Raw genomic sequence first — 17,530 nt, 5'->3', positions numbered from 1 at the left:
ATGGGTTTCCACACGTTCGTCGCCGTCGGCGACAGCTGCGCGGAGGGGCTGGACGATCCCTATCCGGATCACAGTCAGTACCGCGGCTGGGCGGACTACGTCGCCGGGCGGCTCGCGCGCGACGAAACCGCGTTCCGCTACGCCAATCTCGCCATTCGCGGGCGGCGGCTGGACCAGATCGCCGCGGAGCAGCTGCCCGCGGCCGAGCGGCACGAACCGGACCTGATCGCGTTGTTCGGCGGCGGCAATGACGTGCTGAGCCGCGGCTGGGACGCTCGCACCGTCGCTCGTCGCGTCGACACGGCGATCCGGCAGTGCACGCACGTCGCGCCCACCGTCGTCACCTTCACCTTGAGCGACATCGCGCATCGCATGCCGCTGGGCGGGCGGATGCGGCCGCGGGTCACCGCGCTCAACGACGCTATCCGCGAGGCTTCGGTCAGCTACGGCGCGAAGCTCGTCGACCTGTGGCAGGACCAGGCCGCGCACGACTCGCGCTACTTCGGGCCGGACCGGCTGCACCTGTCGCAGGCCGGACACCTGCGCGTCGCCGGCCACGTGCTCGACCGGCTCGGCGTCGCGCACGACGGCAGCTGGCTGCGGCCGCTTCCCGGAGCCCCGGCCCAGGGCAGCGCGATCGCCGACCTGCGCTGGCTGTGGCAGGAGGTGCTGCCGGTGGGGATCACGCGGCTGCGCAACCGCCTCACCGGCCGGTCCCCTGGCGACGGCTTCCTGCCGAAGCGCCCGGAGCTGCTGCCGGTGGCCTTCTCCGAAGCTCAGGCATGAGCGCACGACAGCGGTTGATCCGCACCGCGGCGGATCTGCTCGTCGGCTCCGGCGTCGAGGCCGTGACGTTGCGCGGTATCGCGAAGGCAGCAGGTGTGTCGCACGGTGCGCCGCTTCGTCACTTCTCGGGACGCGCGGAGCTGCTGTCCGCCGTAGCGACGCTTGGCTTCACACAGCTGCTCCATCGCGGCACACAGTTGCCTGACGGCACTCCGCGCGAACGCGTCACGGCCGCCTGCCACACGTACGTCGACTTCGCGGTTACGAACCCCGCGATGTTCGAGCTGATGTTCCGTCGCGACCTCATCGACCCGGAGGAGCCGGGGTTGGTCGCGGCCAGCAGCGCCGTCTTCGACACCTTCGCCGAGCTAGTGCGGCTCGACCGCGCCGAAGCGGACGACGACCGGCTGCGTCCCGGTACGGATCCCCGGCTGGTCGCAGCGTCGCTGTNGTCGCTGTGGGCCGCGTTGCACGGTCTCGCGCAGCTGTGGTTGTGGGGCGGGCTGGCCGGAGCCAGCTTCGCGCCTTCGCCGGAATCGGCGTTGGCGGTGACGCTCGACGCGTATCTGGGGTGAAGCTCAGCGGAGAGCCCGGAATCCTCCCCACCCCTGGCTCTCCGCCGAACAGCGGGAATGGGATGACCATTCAGCACCGACCGTAACGCTCGATCCCGTCCGCGGAATCCGCCCTTCGCCGCAGCCCTGGGTAAACCCTGGCGGTAGGCGGCCTGCCGCGATCGCGGTACGGAATTGGGAAACCGCCGGTCAGGAAGGTAGTTTCGGCGTGTGATGCGGATCCTGCGGGCGCGGCCGCTGGGCACGGATTCGCTGCTGGCGGCTGCGGTCGGACTATTCCTTTTCGCCGGGGCGGCGGTCCACCACGGTTCCCTCGGCGACCGGCCGGGACTATTCGGACTGCTGTTCGCCGCGGCGGGCGCGGTGCCGCTGGCGGTCCGGCGGCGCTACCCGATCAGCGTGCTGCTCGTGGTGACCGTGCTGGTCGGCGCGTTCGCGCTGGCCGGGTACCGTGCGACGCTCGGCCGTCCTGACCTGCTGATCGCCGCGTACACGGTGTGGGCGCGTTACCCGGCGCGGCAAGCCTGGCCGCCGTCGCTGTTCGCGGCTGCCGGTTTCGAGGTCACGATGCTCCTCGGCGACAGCGCGAACCCGATCGGCGACACGGTGATCGCGGTGCTGCAAGCCTCCGCGACCGTCCTTATTGGACACTCCATCTATCTCCGCGGGCTCGCCCTGCACGCGACCGCGGAACGTGCCGACCGCGCCGAACTGGCGGTCGTCGAGGAGCGGCTGCGCATCGCCCGCGAGCTGCACGACGTTGTCTCGCACCATCTGTCGGTGATCTCCGTGCAGGCCAACCTCGCGCGGTACGTCTTCGAGTCCGCACCGGACACCGCACGTGGCGCGCTCGACACGATCACCGGCACGACCACCGAGGCGCTCGACGAACTCCGCCGCCTGCTCAGCGTGCTGCGTCCACCGCACCACGAGCCGGGCGAATACCGCCCACAGCCGGGTCTCGAAGAGCTTCCCTCGCTGGTCGGCCGGGTCCGCGAGGCCGGGCTGACCGTGCGGCTGCGGGTCGCCGGAACGCGGCGGACGTTGCCTTCTGGGCAGCAACTGTGCGCGTACCGGGTCGCGCAGGAAGCGCTGACGAATGTCCTGAAGCACGCGCCGGGTTCCTTCGCCACGCTGGACGTCGAGTACCTCTCCGACGCACTGCGGCTGAGCGTGGCCGACTCCGGCGGCGGTCCGCGCGCCGAGGGCAATCCCGCCGGTCACGGCCTCGTCGGCATGCGGGAGCGGGCACGTATGTACGGTGGCGAGATCGAAATCGGACCGCGCGAGCCGGCGGGGTTCGAGGTGGTGCTGACCCTCCCGTACCCGGACCGGACCGGCGGAGAACCGAAGTGACCAGTGTGCTCGTGGTGGACGACCAGGATCTCGTCCGCGCCGGCCTCGTCGCGCTGCTCAACGCCGCGCCGGGCGTCGAAGTCGCCGGCGAGGCGCGCGACGGGCTGGAGGCCGTGCACGAGGCGGCGCGGCTGCGGCCCGAGGTGATCCTCATGGACATCCGGCTGCCCGGCCTCGACGGCGTGTCGGCCACCGCCCGCATCCTCGCCGGGTCGGAGAACCCGCGTGTGCTGATCCTGACCGTCTTCGACCTCGACGAATACGTGTACCGCGCGCTGCGGGCCGGCGCGGCCGGGTTCCTGCTCAAGGACAGCCCACCGGAAACACTGATCTCCGGCATCCAGGCAGTGGCGCGCGGGGACCTGCTGTTCGGCCCGACAGTCACGCGGCGGCTGGTGGAGGCGTACACGAGCGCGCCGCCCGCGGAGCCCGCACCGGAGCTGAGCGGGCTGACCGAGCGCGAACGCGAGGTGCTCCGGTTGGTGGGCACGGGGATGCCGAACGGGGAAATCGCGACCCGGCTGCTGGTCAGCGAGGCGACGGTGAAGACGCACCTCAACCGGCTCATGCCCAAACTCGGCATCTCCAGCCGGGCACAAGCGGTCGTCGTCGCCTACGAAACCGGCTTGGTCCGGCCAGGGCGATAGCCGAACTCGTTGCGCAGCACGCGTTCCGCGGCGTGTTGGCCGGCCATTCCGTGCACCCCCGGCCCGGGCGGGGTCGCGGCCGAGCACAGGTAGACGCCGCGCAACGGGGTTCGGTACGGGTCCCAGCGCAGGACCGGACGGCCCAGCACCTGGCGCAACGTGACCGCGGCGGCCGCGATGTCCCCGCCGACGTAATTGGCGTTGTAGGCCTCGAAATCGCTCGCCGGGATCGCCCGCGAGGCGAGGATCGTGTCGCGGAAACCGGGGGCGAAGCGTTCGACGCGGCGGATGATCGCGGCGGTCGGGTCGAGCGAATCTCCGTGCGGGACGTGGGCGTAGGCCCAGATCGGCTGTTTGCCTGGGCGGCCGCGCGAGGAGTCGGCGATCATTGGCTGGGAGAGGAGGACGAACGGATCCCGCGCCCGCTTTCCGGCAGCGACCGCGTTTTCCGCCGCGTGCACCTCGGCTTTTGTCCCTCCGATGTGGACAGTACCGGCTCGGGCGAGTTCCTTTTCGCGCCACGGGATTGCTTCGGAGACCAAGAAGTCGACCTTCGCCGCGGCCGGTCCGTAGCGGACGTTCTCCAGCGCTCTGCGGTACTGCTGGGGCAGCAACGACCCCGCGATGTCGAGGACGCCTTTAGGCGCTAAGTCCAAGAGGACAGCACGCGCGTGCGCTAACTCGCGTACGTCGGTGACGCGCGCGTTGGCGCGTACGCGGCCACCGTGGGCCTCGATGTCGGCGACGAGAGCATCGGTGATGCGTTGCGAACCGCCGCGGGGAATTGGCCAGCCTGTGGTGTGCGCGAGATGGGCCAGCAGGACCGCGATACCGCCGCCGATGAGTGAGGGCAGCTTGCCGAGCGCGTGCGCCTCGACGCCAGCTATGAGTGCTGCCGCTTCCTTGCTCTTGAAGGAATTCGCCATGAGAGCGCGCGTCGCGATGTACGCCGCCGTACGCGGATGCGGGGGGCGGCGAAGGTCGCCGAGGAGCACTTCGGTGATCTCAGCACTGTGCTCGATCAGTGGTGCCATGAAGCGACGCCAGCGCGCACCTTCGGTTCCTAGCCGCGCACAGGTGCGGTCGAGGTCCGCGTACGCGATCGCTGTGGTCTTCTCGTCGATCGGGTGCGCGTACGGGATTTCGGGATGGCAGAGGTCGAGATCGAACTGCCGGAGGAACGGCGAAGCCGCGGCCATCGGATGGACTGCCGAGCAGATGTCATGGATAACGTCAGAGTCGAACAACCGTTTCGACCGCGCCCCGCCGCCTGGCCCGTCCGCCGCCTCGTACACCTCGACCGACAACCCCGCCCGCGCCAGCAGCACAGCCGCGGCCAGGCCGTTCGGCCCCGAGCCGACGACCGCGACGTCCAGCGTGACGGGCGGAGACACGTCCCGATCGTAGGACCGCGACGAACCGGGCGCCCAGTGTCACGCCCGAACATCTGATCGAATATTGTCGTACCCCACGCCTACCGTGCACCCCATGCCGGTCCGCACGGGCCGCGCCTGCTGGAGAGGGGGGTCATGCCCGACCACGACACGCTGCTGGAGCGCGTGCGGAAGCTGCTGGCCAAGGCCGAGGATCCGGCCGTCACGCCCGCCGAAGCCGAGTTGTACAACACCAAAGCGGCGCAACTGATCGCGCGGCACGGGATCGACAACGCGATGCTGGCCGCGTCCGGTCAGAGCGGCGACGACATCACGGTGCTGAAGCTGCCGATCTCCAATCCCTACAGCCGCGACAAAGCCAGCCTGCTCACCAGCATCGCGTACCCGTTGCGCTGCCGGACCTTGCTGCACCGGGTCGGCCAAGGGGTCGAAGAGGTCACTGTGTTCGGCTTCCGCACCGATCTCGCGCGGGTCGAGCTGCTGTTCACCAGCCTGTTGCTGCAGGCGAGCACGCAGCTCACGCGGGTGCGGCCGGAGGAACGGGTGTTCCGCGAATCGCTGGCGGCGTATCGGCGGACCTGGCTGCACGGGTTCGCGCGTGCGGTGCACGAGCGGCTGACCGCGGCGGAGGAGAATGCCGCGCGGACGTACTCCGATGTCGCAGGCGGAAAGTCGGCGGAACTGGTGGTGCGGGACCGGACGGCGTTGGTGCAGCAGGCCTTCGACCGCGAGTACGGCGACCTGCGTTCGGCGGGCCCGCGCCGGTTGTCGGGATCGGGGTACCGGGAGGGGCACCGGGCCGGAACCCGGGCGAATCTCGACCCGGCGGCGCTCGGAAGGCGGAGGTCGGCGCTTCCGGTGCGCTGAACTGGAGGGCGTCGTGCTGCGCATCGAAGACCTTGCCACCCGGCCGGAGCTGCGCGTTCCCGCGCTCCAGCTGGGATTCGTCGGCGGAGAGTTCCTCGGCCGAGGCCTCACCGCCGGGCTGGCCAGCTCTCGGCGGATTGCTCCCGAGTTCTTCCTGGTCCTCCTCGACGACGGCGTTCCGGTAGCGCGAGCGGCGGCGATTCCCGTCGCTTTCCCCACCCCGGAGCGACCGGAACTGCCTGACCACGGCTGGGACGGCGCCCTCGTCTGGGCTGCCGAAGACTACCTCGACAGGCGGGAACCCACCACGCTGGTCGCACTGGAGGTATACGTCGCGGAATCCGCGCGCGGGCAAGGCATTGCCGCCCAGGCGCTCGTGGAGTTGCAGAACCGGGCACGCCGGGCTGGGCTTTCCCGGCTGGTCGTGCCGGTGCGGCCGACCGGCAAACCACCCATGGAGTCCATTGTGGACTATCTCGGCCGGGGAGCCGATCCCTGGCTGCGCAGTCACGAGCGGCTGGGCGCGGAGTTCCGGAAGATCGCGCCGTTCGCGATGACCGTCACCGGCACGCTCGCGCAGTGGGAGCAGTGGACCGGCATCCGGCTCAACGACGGTCACACCGTCGTGCCCGGCGGAATCGCACCGGTGCTCGCGTCAACGGAACAGGATCTGGGCGGGTACGTCGAGCCGAACGTCTGGTACGAGCATCCGCTCTGATTACGCCTGCTCCCAGCCGGGCAGCCAAACCCCGTCTCCTGGTTCCTGTCCGGTCACCAAGTGATCACGCAGTTTCCGCACGTCCGGATGCGCGGGCTCCCGCCGCCACAGCAGCGACATCGGGTACACCGGCGTCGGGTCCACCACCAGCACCCGGCGGAGGTCGTATTCGTCCGGCCAGAAGTAACGCGAGCCAGCACCCACGAAGGTCGACAGGCCGGGCGACGTCGCCAGTTCGTCCAGCATCGTTTCGTTGCCGAAGACCGGGCCGGACACGTCGATGGCCAGGTCGAACGCCGCGGCCAGCTCCGCGTAGTACGCGCCCCATTCCGTGCTCGCCGACAGCCCCGGCATCCAGATCCGATGGCCGACGAGCTTCGCGATCGGTACCGACGGCAGGTCAGCGAACGGATGGCGCGGGCCGACCAGCAGCTCGTGCGCGTCGTAGTCCACCACCCCGCTCGTCACGCCGCCCGGCAGGTCGCGCTTCGGCACACCGCGGAACGCGGCGTCGACCGAACCGGCCGCGACCGCGGCGACGGCTGCGTCGAAGCTCAGCTCGGCACCAGTGGTCACGACCTCCAGCTCCACCTCCGGGAACGCCCGGTGGAAGCTCAGTGCGAGATGCGCCGACTTGGTCCGCCGGTTCAGCACGTCCACCCGCAGCGGACGCTTCTCCGGACGCACTGCGGCGAGCGCGCTTTTCTCCGCGTCGAGCAGCACCCGCGCGTGCGGCAGGAACGCCTCGCCGTCGCTGCTCAACCGGGCTCCGCGGGCGGTGCGGGTGAACAACCGCACGCCTAGCTCGCGTTCCAGCGCACCGACGCGTTTGGACACTGCTTGCTGCGTGATCCCCAGCTCCGCGGCCGCTTCCTGGAACTGCCCTCCGTCCACGACGGCGACGAAGGTCCGCACGAATTCCAGCTCCACGGGCCAATCCTAAGCGCTCGCGCCGCCCGCCGCGGCGGCTTGCCCTAACCCCGCTACTTGTCTGAGGAGTTGTGCTACGCTCCGCCTCGATGTTCACGCGCTTCCTTCTCCTTCGCCGCCACGGCGGGGCCTGACCGGACCGGCCCCCCGCCGTGGGGCAAGCACGCGCGCCGGTCGGCTTCCGACCACCTGAAGGACCGCAGATGAACACCGTTGGGAACCGGCAGCGAGCCTCCCGCATGCCGTCGTACCGCTACCGCGACGTCTACCAGCGCGTCGACGTCCCCAACACCGGCCGCGCCTGGCCCGGCAACCGAATCACTCAAGCCCCGCTCTGGGTGCCGGTCGACCTGCGCGACGGCAACCAGGCACTGGCCGAACCGATGGACCCGGCGCGCAAACGCCGGTTCTTCGAGCTGATGATCAGCATGGGCTACAAGGAAATCGAGGTCGGCTACCCGTCCGCCTCGCAGACCGACTACGACTTCGTCCGGCTGCTCGCGGACACCGAGCTGGCTCCGGAAGACGTCACCATCGTCGTGTTCACCCCGGCGCGGCGTGACCTGATCGAGCGCACCGTCGAGTCCGTTCGCGGCATCCGCAACGACGTCGTGATCCACCTGTACACCGCCACCGCGCCGACCTGGCGCACGGTGGTCCTCGGCCACGATCAGGCGTCGCTGAAAGAACTGATCCTCGACGGCGCCCGCGACGTTCTGCGCGCGGCCGGCGACCTGCCGGACATCCGCTTCGAGTTCTCCCCCGAGGTCTTCAACCTCACCGAACCCGACTACGTCCTGGAAGTCTGCGACGCGGTCACCGAAACCTGGCAGGCGAGCCCGGACCGTCCGGTGATCCTGAACCTGCCAGCGACCGTCGAGATCGCGACGCCCAATGTGTACGCCGACCAGATCGAGTACATGCACCGCAACCTCGCCCGCCGCGATTCGGTAATCCTCTCCGTGCACCCGCACAACGACCGCGGCACCGGTGTCGCCTGCGCCGAACTCGCCGTGCTGGCCGGAGCCGAACGCGTCGAGGGCTGCATCTTCGGCAACGGCGAGCGCACGGGCAACGTCGACTTGGCGACGCTCGCGCTCAACCTGCACGCACAGGGCGTCGACCCGATGATCGACTTTTCGGACATCGACGAGATCCGCCGCACTGTCGAGTACTGCAACCGGATCGAGGTCCACGCCCGGCATCCGTACGTCGGCGACCTCGTGCACACCGCGTTCAGCGGCACCCATCAGGACGCGATCAAGAAGGGTTTCGCCGAACATCACGCGCGCGCCGCGGAAACCGGCGTGCCCGCGCACGAACTGGACTGGCACGTCCCGTACCTGCCGATCGACCCCGCCGATCTCGGCCGCGACTACGCCGCCGTGATCCGGGTGAACTCGCAGTCCGGCAAAGGCGGAATCGCCTACCTGCTGGAAAACGAGTACGGAATCACGCTGCCACGGCGGCTGCAGATCGACTTCGCGCGCCGCGTCCAAGACCACGCCGACGGCTCCGGCCACGAGGTGACCGCGACCGAACTGTGGCAGCTCTTCGAAGCCGCCTACCTCCAGCCGAACCCGGCAATCGCGTTGTCTCGCTTCGAAAACTCCGCCGACGAACACACCAGCATCACCCTGCGCGTCGACGGGATCGAGCACACCAGCACGCACACCGGAACCGGACCGGTCGAAGCGCTCACCGCGGCGCTCGGCGAGCACGGGCGAAAGGTGGACATCGTGGCCTTGCACCAAACGAGCATCGGCTCCGGCAACCACAGCGAAGCGTTGACTCTGCTGGAGTATCGCACTGACAGCGGTACACAATGGACAGCCGGGCGCGATCGTTCAGTACTCGCGGCCAGCTTGACCGCGGTGGTGAACGCGGCCCACTGTGCCGATCGTTACTAATCCGGCCACAGCCACGGCCGAATGACTTCGCTGCAACGGTTGCGTGCCGCTTCAGGGTCGGCCTGCTTTAGCCCGGATCAGAAAACCCAGCGGTGCGAGCGCGAACCGCGCTCGCACCGCCTCAGCCGTTACCGCGAAGAAACGCCAGCACCGCCAGCACCCGACGGTTCCCGTCATCCGTCGGCGGGAGGTCGAGTTTCGACAGGATGCTCCCGACGTGCTTGCCCACCGCGGCTTCGGACACCACCAGCCGCCGGGCGATCGACGCGTTGGAGTGCCCCTCGGCGATCAGCGACAGGACTTCCCGTTCCCGCGCCGACAGCCGGGCGAGCGGGTCGGCCCGGCGGCGCAGCAGCTGGCGCACCACCTGCGGATCCACCGCCGTGCCGCCGTCCACGACCTGGCGCAGCGTCCCGACGAATTCCTCGACGTCGACCACCCGGTCCTTCAGCAGGTAGCCGACCCCGCGCCCCTCGGCGGAGTCGAGCAACTCGGCCGCGTGGTGGTGTTCGACGTATTGGCTCAGCACCACCACGGCCAGCTCCGGGCGCGTGCGGCGCAGCTCGACCGCGGCACGCAGCCCCTCGTCCGAATGGCCGGGCGGCATCCGGATGTCGGTGAGCACCAGGTCTGGAGCGTGCTCGCGCACGGCGGCGTGCAGGCCCTCGGCATCGCCGACCGAGGCGACGACCTCGAAGCCGAACCGCTCCAGCAAACCGCACAATCCCTCGCGCAGCAGCACCTCGTCTTCGGCGAGGACGACCCGCATCGGCTCGCCCCTCAGCACGGCAGCTCCACTCGCACGACGGTCGGCCCGCCGATCGGACTGCGCACCCACATCCGTCCGCCCAGCACGGCAATCCGGTCGCTCAACCCGGTGATCCCCGTGCCGCGTGACGGCTCAGCACCGCCAGCTCCGTTGTCCCATACCTCAATGGTAAGCACCCGGCCGGCAATTCCGGCGGTCACCGAGGCGCAACTGGCCGCGGAATGCTTGGCGACGTTGGTCAGCGACTCGGCCACCACGAAGTAGGCAGTGGATTCCACCGATTCCGGCAATCGCACCGGCACCACCACGTCCACGGTGACCGGCACCGCGCAGCAGTCGGCGAGTTCCTCCAACGCGGCGGGCAAACCGAGTTCAGCGAGCGCGCGCGGGTGGATTCCGTTGATCAGCTCGCGTAGCTCGACCATCAGCTTCTTCGCCTGGTCATGCGCGTCCGACACCGCTTTCGCCGCCGCGGAATCCGGTGGCAGATCGACCTTCGCGAGCCCGAGTTGCAGGCTCAGCCCGACCAGCCGCTGCTGCGCGCCGTCGTGCAGATCGCGTTCGATGCGCTTGCGTTCCGCGTCGAACGCCGACAACAACCGGGTGCGGGATTGCGACACCTCGGTCAGCTCGCCGCGGAGCTTCTCAGCGGCCCCGTCGGTGAGCAGCGAACGGGCCAGCATCGCGTGCAGACCAGCGAAACCGGACAGCAGATAGCCCGACAGCACGAGCAGCACCACACCGGCCAGCGCGTACGGCACCGCCGCCCCCGGGGTGGAAACCTCAGTGAAGCCAACGGAAATCGTGTCATTCGCGTTGACGAGCAGCGGACTTGCCACCAGAACCACCGCGAACAACGCGACCATTCCGGCCACTGAGTACAACGCGGGAATCGCAGTGCACAACAGAACCGCGTACCCGAGTTCGCGCCAGGCCGCCGGTTCGGTGTACCGGGTCCGCATTCGGGGCCACCAGCCCGGTTCGCCGATCGGTCCCAAGGGGACAGTCACCGGATTGAGGTCGACCATGCGCAGCCGCTGCCGTTCGACCCCGGCGACCACCGCCGCCCAGGCCGGGCCCGCGCTCAGGAACAACAGCATGCCGAACACCGAGAACACCGCGACGAGCCCCAGGTCGGAGGTTTGCCCGTGCACGACGCGGCTGACCAGCACCGCGAGCGGCAGCAGGCAGCACCCGAACGGAAGGCCGAACAGCAGCGTCATCGGCCCGGTGCTGAGCCCGTAAAGCAGCGCCCGCCACGGCCAGGAGGAAATCAGGAACGTCCGATGCGGCAAGGCATCCAGCACAGTGCGCGGTTTCGCGGTCGTAGAGACGGTAGCCACGAGATCCAGATTAGCCAGCGTGCTGCCCGGGTTCGATCAGCTTTCCCATAGTCTTGGAGGTAGGGCTAGGCATACCACGGGGGCAGGTTGCCCGCCCGCGCGAGCAAGCGGCGCAGGGGCGTGCGCGTGAACATCCGCATCGCCATCGCGTTCCGCCGCGCCTGCCTCACAGTGTCGGGAGCCCACCGCTTGAGCGTCGTCGTCCCCAGTGGACGAACCGGCGCATCCGGGTTTCGTGACTGCCGAGGTCGCCTGCCTCGACCGCAGCGGCCAACGCCTCCGTGCCCATGATCGCCACCGCGGTGCCGTGCCCGGCCATCGGCGAGCAGCACCGCCCGCCCAGTGGACCGCGACGGAGCGGCGACCTTCACCAGCTCGTCGCAGTAGAATCCGGGGTCGTGCGCGATCGCGTCGAGCGCTGACGGCAGGTGCCAATCGTCCGCTGTCCCGGCCCGTTTGATGCTGTCCGCGACGAATTTCCGCTGCGCCGCACCACCTCGGGCAAAGTCTTCGCGTCGCGGGGCGCGTACCGCGATCAACGCTTGGCCACTGGCGCGCCCCGGTCGGATGGCGACCATCACCCCGCCGCCAGCGGACATCCGCATGTCGGAGCCGAATTCGCGGGGAGGGAAACACCCGTGTCCTGACAGGTGACCGGGTCCCCTCAGCAACCACCAGGAGGTCCGCGCCGATCCGGTCTCCACCCGAACGCCAGCGGCCGTGACGTCGACGTCTACCAAGTGTTCTCCATAGTGGACGTCCGCGGTGGACGCCTTCTCCAGCACCGCGTTCAGGTCCCCGCGACCAATCTCGACGTCCTATGCGGGCATCCGCCACAACTCGCGACCGTCCCGGCCGACCGAGACCATCCGCTCCTCCGCCGCCCGCGACGCGAGCACGTCGTCGAGCAGCCCCATTCGCGAAGGACGTCCTGACCGTGCCCGCGCAAGCCCACCGTGTGGCCGCCGATCGGCGGCCCGTCCGCGCGTTCGAGCACGGCGGCGCTGATCACTATCCTTGGTGTTTTCACTGGTCTGAAGGTGATGCCAGCCTAGAACATTGTGCAAGACGTCGTCTCAGACAGCCGGGTGAGGTGTGGCCCGTGGGCAACCGAGAGGATCTTCTGGAAGCCGCTCGCGTCTGCTTGCGCGAACGCGGCCTGAGCACGACCGCACGCGACATCGCGTCCGAAGCGGGCGTCAGCCTGGCCGCGATCGGCTATCACTTCGGCACGAAAGACGCGCTGCTGGCGCAAGCCGCCACCGAAGCCATCGGCGACGCACTGGGCGCTTGGATCGAACAAACCCTCCGCGAGACCCCGGCCGGAGCCGAACCCGGCAAGACTTTCGCCGAGTTCTGCGGACGACTGCCCGAGGCGTTCGCCTCAGTGCACACCCACCTGCTGACGTCGCTGGAACACTTCACGCGTCTCGTCCGTAGCGGCGATCCGCAGACAACGATGGCACCGGCGATGCGGCAGAGCACCGACGCGCTCACGAAGATCCTCGGCGCCGTCCATCCGCAACTTCCGCCGTCCGAGCTGGCCGGGCTTGCGCAGCTGTACCACGCGGTGCTCAACGGCGCGTCCCTGATCTGGCTCGCCGCACCGGATTCCGCTCCCACCGCACCCCAGTTCCAGCACGCGGTCTCGGCATTGACTTCAAGTTAACTTTAAGTTCTACCTTCGGCCTCGTGACCGAAACGACTGACGCCGGAGTACGGCGCCCACCGAGATCCCTGCTGGCGACGCTGCTCGGCGTCAGCACCATGACCATCATGGCCAGCGCCACGATCACGCCCGCCCTGCCGGGCATGCAGCGGCACTTCGCCGCCGAACCGCACGCGGAACTTCTCGTCCGGCTGGTGCTTACGTTGCCAGGGCTGGCGATCATGGTGTCCGCGCCGTTGCTCGCCAAGCTGAGCGGCCGGACCGGACGCGTACCTCTGCTGCTCGCCTGCCTCGCCCTCTACACCGTCGGCGGCGGATCCGGTCTGCTGCTGGATTCCCTTCCCGCGCTGCTCGTCGGACGGGCCGTGCTCGGGATCGGCATCGCCGGGATCATGACCACGTCCACCGCATTGATCGCCGACCACCATGATCCCGAGGAACACGGCCGGGTGCTCGGATTACAAGGTGCGGCAATGGGTTTCGGCGGCGTCGTCGCACTGCTGCTCGGCGGATTGCTGGCCGCGCTGGACTGGCGGGGGCCCTTCGCCATTTACCTGCTGGCGATTCCGATGCTGGCGCTCGTGCTGCGATTCGTTCCCGACGCACCCGGCCAGCCAGCCGACCCGACGGACACCACCACTGCCGCGTCGCCGTGGCAACCGCGCCTGCTCGGATTGTACGCGCTGATCTTCATTGGCGTCGTGGTCTTCTACACCGTTCCGACGCAGGCTCCGTTCTGGCTGGCCGAAGTCGGCGGCGCGGGACCGGCTGTCGCCGGAGCCTTGATCGCCGCGGTCAACCTGGTGATGACCTTGGTGGGACTGAACTTCCGCCGGCTGCGTGCCCGCTGGTCCTTCCCCGTGCTGGCCATCGCGATGTTCGCCGCGTTCGCCGTCGGGCTGGTCGTCCTGGGTAGCGCGGGTGCGTTGTGGACGGCTGCGCTGGGCATGGTCGTGGTCGGACTTGGCGTGGGGTTGCAGAACCCGACCGTCAACGGATGGCTGGTCTCCACCGCGTCGCGTGGGGTTCGGACCAGGTCGCTGGGATTGCTGACCTCCGCGTTGTTCCTCGGACAGTTCTCGTCGCCGCTGATCGCGCAGCCGGTGATCGACGCCGTCGGGATGGGGACGACGTTCGTTCTGGCTGGAGCGTTAGCCGCGGCCGTCGGCATTGTCGTGGCTGTCATTCATCGGCGTTGACACGTAGTCGACGACTTGCGCGTGCGTAGCGAACCAAACCCCGTCGTGCGAAGCGATGTGCTCCAGCAGCTCGGCGAGAATCGTGATGCGGGAACGATGTCCGATGATGTGCGGGTGCATGGTGAGCTGGAAGAGGCCGCCCTCGGCCAGCGCGAGGTCGAACTCGTCGCGCCAGATCGGCAGCACTTCCCGCGGCGGAGTGTAGGGGCGCTGCGAGCCGAAGCGGTTCATCGTGAAATACGGCGCGTCGTCGCGGATCCATTCCACCGGAAGCTCGACGATGCCGGTCGGTTCGCCGTCGGCGAGGATCTCGTAGCAGTCGTTGTCCGCCATCAACGAGGAGTCGTAGGCTAGGCCCAGTTCGCGGATGATCGCGAGGGAGCTTTCGGAGAAGTCCCACGACGGGGTGCGGATGCCGACCGGACGCGTGCCGGTGAGCCGTTCCACCGTGTCGGCGGCCCGGAAGGTGAGGTCGCGTTCGGCGGCGGGCGGCAGTTGAGCGTTGCTTTCGTGGATCCAGCCGTGCAAGGCGACCTCGTGTCCGGCGTCCACATAGGACTGTGCCTCGCCGTCGTGCAGCAACGCCGAAACCGCGGGCAGGAAGAACGTCGACGGCGCCCCGAACCGCTCCAGCAGCTTCAGCACCCGCGGCACGCCGACCCGCGAGCCGTACTCGCCTTGCGAGAGCTTGCCCGGCAGCACGTGGCCGTCGCGCAGCGAGATCGTCTCGTGGTCGGAGTCGAACGACAACGCCACGGCCGCCCGCGCCCCGCCCGGCCAGGATTCCGGCCGCAACGGCCGCCCGGCACGCACGCGATCGACGTGGCCCCGCCAGGTCTGCTCGTTCCACTGCCACGGTTCGGTCATGCTTCCTCCCCCTGCGACGCGAGGCTTCATCGTATCGCTGTGCCACGATGAGGCACATGCACGACGAGGAGGCCGACAAACCGGCCAGCGGGGTCCGGACGATGAACAGCGTCCTCAGCACGCTGCGAGTTTTCGAGGAAGTCGCCCAGCGACAGCCGATCGGCGTCTCCGAGCTGGCGCGTTGCACGGAGATCCCGAAGAGCACCGTGCAGCGCGGGCTGATGACGCTTCAGCAGGCAGGATGGCTGAAAGTCGTGGACGCCGAACGCGCTCGCTGGGGCGTCGCGCCGCGGGTGCTGGCGCTCGGTCTGCGCGATTGCGGAAAGCCGGACCTCAAGGAGGTCGCGGGCCCGGTCATCAAACGGCTCGCCGCGGAGACCGACGAAACCGTCATGCTGGCCGAACGCGACGGCGACAACCTGGTCATCGTCGCCACCCAGCACACCGACCAGATCGTGCGGGTTGTGCTGGACGTCGGCACGCGCATCCCGCTGCTGGCCACTTCCGGCGGCACGGCGATCATGGCCCGGCTCGACGAATCCGAGGTCGAGGAGCTGTTCACCCACGAACTTCCCGAGTTCGCCCAGAACCCGGGACCGGATTTCGTCGCCCTCCGCCGCGACATCGCCCTGACCGCGAAGCGCGGATACGCGCTCAACGGGTCCTCGTCGTGGTACCGCCCGCAGGTGTCGTCGATCGGTGCGGCCATTACGGATCCGGCCGGACGGCCGGTGGCGACGATCACCCTCGCGATTCCGGACATGCGCTACACCCGCGCGCAGGAGAAGACCTTCGCGCCGCTGGTCGTGGCGGCAGCAGCAGAGGTCAGCCGCCTGCTCGCCGAGAACTGACACCTGTGTGCCGCATTGCGGAATGAGGCGTACCGTCTAGTGGCATGAGTGAGTTCAGTGCGTCCAGCGCGGAGTTCCCGGAGACGACCCCGTTGCGCTTGCGCGATGTCACCTTCGGCAACCGCGTCTGGATGTCCCCGATGGCGCAGTACGCGGCCGGCCCGGACGGGCTGCCGACCGAATGGCATCTCGCGCACTACGGCCCCCGCGCGATCGGCGGCGTCGGGCTGGTCATGGTCGAGGCCACCGCGATCAGCCCCGGCAACCGGTGCACCGCGGCCGACCTCGGGATCTGGAACGAGGAACAGGCGCTCGCGCACCGGAGGCTGACCTCGTTCGTCGCGGGCCACGGCGCGGTGCCCGCGGTGCAGCTGAACGCCGTCGGCCGCAAGGGATCGCACCAGGTCCCGTGGGTCGGCGACGGGCAGAACGGACCGGTGCCGGTCGTCGACGGCGGCTGGGAGCTGATCGCGCCGTCGGCAATCCCGTTCGGCGACCTGGCGGTGCCCCGCCCGGCCACCGCGGCTGACCTGGACCAGGTCGTCGAGGACTTCGCACACGCGACCCGGATGGCCGAACTGGCCGGTTACCAGGCCGTCGAAATCCACGCCTCGCACGGCTATCTGCTGCACCAGTTCCTGTCCCCGCTGTCCAATCACCGCACCGACGAGTACGGCGGGAGCCCGCGGAACCGGATGCGCTTCCCGTTGCGCGTGGCCCGCGCCGTGCGGGAGGCGTTCCCCGAGGACAAGCCGGTGTTCGTTCGCATCACCGCCACCGACTGGGTCGAGGGCAGCATCGCGCTCGACGACGCCGCGGAGTTCGCCAAGGAACTGGCGGCCATCGGGATCGACCTGCTCGACGTGACGTCCGGCGTGCTCGTCCGCGACCGGGGCGCCCGCCCGCCGAGCCGGGAAGGCGTGAACGTCGATTTCGCCGCCACGCTCAAGGAAGCGTCCGGGCTGGCCGTCGCGCCGGTCGGCCAGATCACCGATCTGGCGGCCGCGGGCCAGATCATCCGCGAGGGCAGGGCCGATGCCGTGCTGATGGGCCGCTCGCTGCTGCGCGACCCGTACCTCGCCCTGCGCAACCAGCCCAAAGACGCCTGGCCCGTCCGCTACCACCGCGCTTTCTGATGGACTGCACCATGAATCACGAAACCGGCCGTCCGGACGGCACGAGAATCCATTACACCGCGACCGGTCCCGCCGACGGACCCACGCTGACGCTCATCCACGGCTGGGGCTGTGACCGCGGGGACTTCGACACGATCGTCGAGCACGGCGACTCACGGTCGCGGTCGAGACCGCCCGGCTGCTTCCGGACACGGTCACCCGGGTAACCGCGCTTGAGGTGTTGCACTACTTGAATTTGTTCCCCGCGCAGAGCGAGGACGACGTGCAAGCGTTGCCGCGGCCGTTCCGGGAGAACTTCGCCGGCGCGATGCGCGGCATGGTCGAAGCCGGTGCGCCCGAGGGCACCGATCCGTCCTTAGTGGACCGTTACACCGAGAAGATGGGCTCGGCACGCCAGCCGGCTGGACTGCACTCGCTCGAAGGCCTGGTGCGCTGGGACCTGGACGCGGCGCTGCGCGAGGTCGCCCAACCGGTCGCGCTGTTCGCCGTGCGCTCGATCATCGCCAAGGAGGC

At 69.2% G+C, this 17,530-nt stretch carries 17 protein-coding genes; 11 read left to right on the top strand and 6 right to left on the bottom strand.

The genetic code is table 11. The features are described 5' to 3' along the window. The 4 genes from A4R44_RS01070 to A4R44_RS01055 all read left to right on the top strand — a co-directional run bounded on the left by A4R44_RS01070 (position 1) and on the right by A4R44_RS01055 (position 3,364). Positions 1-786, top strand: a complete 786-nt coding sequence (locus A4R44_RS01070; protein ID WP_067575519.1) for an SGNH/GDSL hydrolase family protein — start codon at positions 1-3, stop codon at positions 784-786. Then, positions 783-1,361 (top strand): TetR/AcrR family transcriptional regulator, encoded by a 579-nt coding sequence (locus tag A4R44_RS01065; protein WP_067575517.1) that lies wholly within the window; start codon positions 783-785, stop codon positions 1,359-1,361. The genes A4R44_RS01070 and A4R44_RS01065 overlap by 4 nt, the downstream gene beginning before the upstream one ends. A 213-nt stretch (positions 1,362-1,574) precedes the next feature. Next, positions 1,575-2,717 (top strand): sensor histidine kinase, encoded by a 1,143-nt coding sequence (locus tag A4R44_RS01060; protein WP_067575515.1) that lies wholly within the window; start codon positions 1,575-1,577, stop codon positions 2,715-2,717. Further along, the gene (locus A4R44_RS01055; RefSeq protein WP_067575514.1) at positions 2,714-3,364 is read left to right on the top strand and encodes a response regulator transcription factor; all 651 of its coding nucleotides are present in this window, start codon (positions 2,714-2,716) and stop codon (positions 3,362-3,364) included. The genes A4R44_RS01060 and A4R44_RS01055 overlap by 4 nt, the downstream gene beginning before the upstream one ends. Here A4R44_RS01055 and A4R44_RS01050 read toward each other — a convergent pair. Next, positions 3,331-4,758, bottom strand: coding sequence for an NAD(P)/FAD-dependent oxidoreductase (locus A4R44_RS01050; RefSeq protein ID WP_067575513.1), 1,428 nt, complete (start codon positions 4,756-4,758; stop codon positions 3,331-3,333). The genes A4R44_RS01055 and A4R44_RS01050 overlap by 34 nt on opposite strands. Before the next feature lie 135 nt (positions 4,759-4,893). Between A4R44_RS01050 and A4R44_RS01045 the strand changes: the two genes are divergently transcribed. Beyond that, positions 4,894-5,625 (top strand): DUF2786 domain-containing protein, encoded by a 732-nt coding sequence (locus A4R44_RS01045; protein WP_067575511.1) that lies wholly within the window; start codon positions 4,894-4,896, stop codon positions 5,623-5,625. A 16-nt stretch (positions 5,626-5,641) separates the two neighbouring features. Next, entirely contained in the window at positions 5,642-6,343 is a 702-nt protein-coding gene (locus A4R44_RS01040; RefSeq protein WP_067576504.1) for a GNAT family N-acetyltransferase, read from the top strand. Here the strand turns inward: A4R44_RS01040 and A4R44_RS01035 are convergent, their stop codons facing one another. Beyond that, entirely contained in the window at positions 6,344-7,273 is a 930-nt protein-coding gene (locus A4R44_RS01035; protein ID WP_067575510.1) for a LysR family transcriptional regulator, read from the bottom strand. A gap of 203 nt (positions 7,274-7,476) precedes the next feature. Between A4R44_RS01035 and A4R44_RS01030 the strand changes: the two genes are divergently transcribed. Next, positions 7,477-9,183, top strand: coding sequence for a 2-isopropylmalate synthase (locus tag A4R44_RS01030; protein ID WP_067575506.1), 1,707 nt, complete (start codon positions 7,477-7,479; stop codon positions 9,181-9,183). A gap of 121 nt (positions 9,184-9,304) precedes the next feature. Here the strand turns inward: A4R44_RS01030 and A4R44_RS01025 are convergent, their stop codons facing one another. The 3 genes from A4R44_RS01025 to A4R44_RS47700 all read right to left on the bottom strand — a co-directional run bounded on the left by A4R44_RS01025 (position 9,305) and on the right by A4R44_RS47700 (position 11,614). Beyond that, the gene (locus A4R44_RS01025; protein ID WP_067576503.1) at positions 9,305-9,952 is read right to left on the bottom strand and encodes a response regulator transcription factor; all 648 of its coding nucleotides are present in this window, start codon (positions 9,950-9,952) and stop codon (positions 9,305-9,307) included. A gap of 11 nt (positions 9,953-9,963) precedes the next feature. Next, entirely contained in the window at positions 9,964-11,295 is a 1,332-nt protein-coding gene (locus tag A4R44_RS01020) for a sensor domain-containing protein (RefSeq protein WP_067575505.1), read from the bottom strand. A 166-nt stretch (positions 11,296-11,461) separates the two neighbouring features. Continuing rightward, positions 11,462-11,614, bottom strand: a complete 153-nt coding sequence (locus tag A4R44_RS47700) for a hypothetical protein (protein ID WP_157904803.1) — start codon at positions 11,612-11,614, stop codon at positions 11,462-11,464. 783 nt (positions 11,615-12,397) lie between these two features. On the opposite strand from A4R44_RS47700, the gene A4R44_RS01015 reads away from it, so the two are divergent. Both A4R44_RS01015 and A4R44_RS01010 read left to right on the top strand, forming a co-directional pair. Further along, positions 12,398-12,964, top strand: a complete 567-nt coding sequence (locus tag A4R44_RS01015; RefSeq protein WP_067575504.1) for a TetR/AcrR family transcriptional regulator — start codon at positions 12,398-12,400, stop codon at positions 12,962-12,964. A gap of 23 nt (positions 12,965-12,987) precedes the next feature. Continuing rightward, positions 12,988-14,163, top strand: coding sequence for an MFS transporter (locus A4R44_RS01010; RefSeq protein ID WP_067575503.1), 1,176 nt, complete (start codon positions 12,988-12,990; stop codon positions 14,161-14,163). On the opposite strand, the gene A4R44_RS01005 is transcribed toward A4R44_RS01010, so the two are convergent. After that, positions 14,116-15,030 (bottom strand): polysaccharide deacetylase, encoded by a 915-nt coding sequence (locus A4R44_RS01005; protein ID WP_067575494.1) that lies wholly within the window; start codon positions 15,028-15,030, stop codon positions 14,116-14,118. The two genes, A4R44_RS01010 and A4R44_RS01005, sit on opposite strands and share 48 nt — an antisense overlap. A 56-nt stretch (positions 15,031-15,086) precedes the next feature. On the opposite strand from A4R44_RS01005, the gene A4R44_RS01000 reads away from it, so the two are divergent. Continuing rightward, positions 15,087-15,881: an IclR family transcriptional regulator gene (locus A4R44_RS01000; protein WP_198545131.1), complete on the top strand. Its 795-nt coding sequence runs from the start codon at positions 15,087-15,089 to the stop codon at positions 15,879-15,881. 44 nt (positions 15,882-15,925) lie between these two features. Next, positions 15,926-17,017 carry an NADH:flavin oxidoreductase/NADH oxidase gene (locus A4R44_RS00995; RefSeq protein WP_067575491.1) on the top strand — a complete coding sequence of 364 codons (1,092 nt, stop codon included), beginning with the start codon at positions 15,926-15,928 and terminating at the stop codon, positions 17,015-17,017. Positions 17,018-17,530: the final 513 nt, after the last annotated feature.

This window comes from Amycolatopsis sp. M39, assembly GCF_001651785.1.
Taxonomy (GTDB): Bacteria; Actinomycetota; Actinomycetes; order Mycobacteriales; family Pseudonocardiaceae; genus Amycolatopsis; species Amycolatopsis rubida.
This window is presented reverse-complemented; position numbering and strand designations above follow the sequence as displayed.

Excerpts from the sequence above, each read along its gene's own strand:
- A4R44_RS01060 (WP_067575515.1), top strand. The coding sequence starts at position 1,575 with ATGCGGATCCTGCGGGCGCGGCCGCTGGGCACGGATTCGCTGCTGGCG.
- A4R44_RS01070 (WP_067575519.1), top strand. The coding sequence starts at position 1 with ATGGGTTTCCACACGTTCGTCGCCGTCGGCGACAGCTGCGCGGAGGGG.
- A4R44_RS01030 (WP_067575506.1), top strand. The coding sequence starts at position 7,477 with ATGAACACCGTTGGGAACCGGCAGCGAGCCTCCCGCATGCCGTCGTAC.
- A4R44_RS01000 (WP_198545131.1), top strand. The coding sequence starts at position 15,087 with ATGCACGACGAGGAGGCCGACAAACCGGCCAGCGGGGTCCGGACGATG.
- A4R44_RS01025 (WP_067576503.1), bottom strand. The coding sequence starts at position 9,952 with ATGCGGGTCGTCCTCGCCGAAGACGAGGTGCTGCTGCGCGAGGGATTG.
- A4R44_RS00995 (WP_067575491.1), top strand. The coding sequence starts at position 15,926 with ATGAGTGAGTTCAGTGCGTCCAGCGCGGAGTTCCCGGAGACGACCCCG.
- A4R44_RS01005 (WP_067575494.1), bottom strand. The coding sequence starts at position 15,030 with ATGACCGAACCGTGGCAGTGGAACGAGCAGACCTGGCGGGGCCACGTC.
- A4R44_RS01045 (WP_067575511.1), top strand. The coding sequence starts at position 4,894 with ATGCCCGACCACGACACGCTGCTGGAGCGCGTGCGGAAGCTGCTGGCC.
- A4R44_RS47700 (WP_157904803.1), bottom strand. The coding sequence starts at position 11,614 with ATGGCCGGGCACGGCACCGCGGTGGCGATCATGGGCACGGAGGCGTTG.